Source organism: Companilactobacillus halodurans (genome assembly GCF_009600985.1).
Classification (GTDB): domain Bacteria; phylum Bacillota; class Bacilli; order Lactobacillales; family Lactobacillaceae; genus Companilactobacillus; species Companilactobacillus halodurans.
In genome coordinates, this window is the sequence record NZ_VDFP01000068.1 from 1 (window position 1) to 2,375 (window position 2,375).

The following is a 2,375-nucleotide window of genomic DNA, read 5'->3' on the forward strand; positions in this document are numbered from 1 at the left end:
AAACACGAATCTTTATTAGCTGATCAAAATAATATTTATTTCTATTTAAATATGTCACCAGAGCATGGTTATGGATATTCTACTATCCAACCTTCAGGTTATGAGTTGACTGTTGGAGATAAGCAATTCTCTTTAACTGTTCAAAATCCGTATAACTTACAAGTAAATCAACCAAGAAAAGTTAACTTACAAATCTGGGAGCATGATAAAGCTGGTTACGGTAAGGTTAATAAAGTTACTACCAAAGCGGATGTCTATCTAAATAGAATTCCAATCAATGTTGATAAGGGTGTTGGACAAGGATATACCGAAGAAATGGAATTTAAACTTCCATTATCCGAACTAGGTATCACCGGGACGACATCTCAAGAAATAACTATGACAAACAGAAATCTAGGAGATCAAACTTTACACGTAATGGGTGGAAGTACTGGTCCAGTTGTCTTAGCTATTAGTGGCTTTGCAATTGCATTATTTGCAGTTATTAAAATGCCCAAGATAAACGAATTAAGGAAGTCGCTACATGAATAGTATTTTGCTATTCGGCATTATCATTTGGATATATATGCTGTCAGTTCTAAAAAGAGCGAAACTGACAGCATTTTCTTTTATCGTCGGTAGTGTCGGATTTTTCTCGAAAATTTCAATAACAAGTTAGCCACTTGGACAAAATAAATTGAATCCAAGTGATATCAGTATTTGAAGTTTATAAATATGTCTTTAAGCGCCACAGGAACTAGCAAAGAGTTCTTGTGGCGTTTTATAGTTCAATAACTTTCTAGGCATATTGTTGAGCTTAAATTCTATGTCTCTTATTACTTTTGGGCTGACTGTATCCAGTGACAGCCCTTTGGGCAAGTCACGACGTATCATTCGATTATGTACTTCATTTGTTCCACGTTCACAAGATGTATATGGGTGTGTGAAGTAAACATCCGCAACGCCAGCCATATCAGATGATAGATTAGAGAACTCAGGGCCATTGTCTGCAGTGATTGAATTGATAAGATCACCATAGTTCTTTATGATCTCTTTCATAGCATAATCTACAGAGTCGGCATCTCTACCGTCAATAAGTCTCATTATTTCAAAGCGTGTCTTACGCTCTATGAGCGTTAAGACGACACTCTCATGGCCATTTCTTTTGCCCACAATCGTGTCTATCTCAAAGTCCCCAAAGGATTCTCTGCTATCAACACTTTTAGGGCGTTTCTCAATACTACGACCAAGTAGACGCTTATGCTTTTTTGAAGTATGTTGCTTAGTCGGTCTAGTTGACTTTTCTACCAGATCAATATTCCGGATTTCAAGTCGTTGTTCATCAATATATTTGTAAAGTGTAGTAGTACAAACCATTTCATCTACTAAGAATAATTCTTCGTTCTTAGCTCGTCCAACGGCCGTATCAGGTGACCATCCATTATCTATGAACTGGCTTACAAAGAAGCCTAAAAAGGCTGTGACTTGGTCGAATTTAGAAGGACGATGGCAAAGCTTACGGTTCTTTACATACTTTTGATGTGCAGTGTCAGGAAAGTAGCAATTCAAGTGTTGAACTTTACCATTAACTTTCTTGATCTGCTCAACAGTACCTCTGTTAATTTCATTATTAATAGTCTGAGGTGAAACGCCGATAGCTTTAGCTATCTGGCGATTCGAGTAGCCAATTGAATGAAAGGAAGCAATCTTTCCACGTTCAATTTCAGTTAAATGATGTCCTTTAGGACGATTTATGATATTCTGTTCTAGCACCAAGACGAAAAACCTCTTTCATTGTTTGTGTGAGAACTCCAATGATACCTGATTTTTACGTCTTGGTGTTTTTATTTTGTCATTTTTCTAAAGTGGCTAACTTGATTATAAAATTCGCCGATTAATCTTTTTCAAAAGAGTTATGATAATCTAATGAACGATTTCGACTGTTAGGTGTATTAATGAGGAAATGCAGTTTTTGAAACTTTGTTGGGAGAAATAGATGAGGATACGATCGATTGATAACGTCATTTTTATAGGTATGGTTTTAATTCTGATCTACCAAAATACTTTATTGTATTTGAGTGTTGTAAGTGGATCATGGATTAATTTTTTAATAATATCATTGGTTTTTATTTTTGCAATATTTCTTGGTCGGTCAACATATTTGATTTTGAATAGTGTCATCTCGTTTGTTGCAATGTGTGCTGGTGGATTAATGTTACTTTTGCCATACACGCGGGCAATGTTTTTTTGGTCAGATATTGCTTTGCTGACAGTTTCGCCGTTGACAACTTATTGTATGTATTTGTTGTATCACCAGTTGTTGAAATTAAGAGCTTTATCACAGGAATTGGAACAGTTACAAGAAAACAAGCCAGATTTGGAAGTTGTCACGGGGG

General features: G+C 35.9%; 3 protein-coding genes and 1 pseudogene. 3 read left to right on the plus strand and 1 reads right to left on the minus strand.

Annotated features, from left to right (window positions below; translation table 11 throughout):
* A partial coding sequence (locus tag FHL06_RS12395) for a Firmicu-CTERM sorting domain-containing protein (protein ID WP_153386884.1) occupies positions 1-531 on the plus strand: 531 nt, incomplete at its 5' end.
* Positions 524-634 (plus strand): annotated as a pseudogene (locus tag FHL06_RS14790) (exosortase family protein XrtG); the annotation flags it as partial. The gene FHL06_RS12395 and the pseudogene FHL06_RS14790, both read left to right, overlap by 8 nt.
* Positions 635-720: 86 nt before the next feature.
* Here FHL06_RS14790 and FHL06_RS12400 read toward each other — a convergent pair.
* Positions 721-1,752, minus strand: a complete 1,032-nt coding sequence (locus tag FHL06_RS12400) for an IS30 family transposase (RefSeq protein WP_193322450.1) — start codon at positions 1,750-1,752, stop codon at positions 721-723.
* Between the two features lie 223 nt (positions 1,753-1,975).
* Here FHL06_RS12400 and FHL06_RS12405 point away from each other — a divergent pair.
* Positions 1,976-2,375 (plus strand): hypothetical protein (locus FHL06_RS12405; protein WP_202879072.1); only part of this gene is annotated, 400 nt, incomplete at its 3' end.